The organism is Rhizobium sp. UBA1881 (assembly GCF_002338015.1).
Lineage (GTDB): Bacteria > Pseudomonadota > Alphaproteobacteria > Rhizobiales > Rhizobiaceae > Rhizobium.
On record NZ_DDHH01000073.1, the window covers coordinates 1 to 382 of the forward strand.

The window sequence follows — 382 nt, forward strand, 5'->3', positions numbered from 1 at the left end:
GGGGTTGGGGAGGGGTCTTCCCACACCCACAAACAAAAAATGCCGCGGCACAAAGCACCGCGGCATCTCAAACCATCGATAAATACCAGCCTACGCCAGCTGTGCATCCAGCGTGATCGGCACCGCAGCCAGCGCCTTGGAAACCGGGCAACCAGCCTTGGCCTTGCCGGCCAGCTCGATGAAGGTCTTCTCGTCGCAGTTGGGGACCGTACCGCGCAGCGTCAGCAGGATGGCGCTGATTGCAAAGCCGCCCTCGACGCTCTCGAGCGTCACCTTCGCCGTCGTTTCCATGCTGGTCGCTGTAAAGCCGGCCTCGCCGAGGATCAGCGACAGCGCCATGGTGAAGCAGCCGGCATGGGCGGCGCCGATCAGCTCTTCGGGA

Annotated in this window: 1 protein-coding gene; it reads right to left on the bottom strand. The window is 63.4% G+C overall.

Going from position 1 to position 382, the window contains the following annotated elements; genetic code table 11:
- Positions 1-90: 90 nt before the first annotated feature.
- The coding region (locus B3605_RS08515) for an OsmC family peroxiredoxin (protein ID WP_296433525.1) at positions 91-382 on the bottom strand (292 nt) is incomplete at its 5' end.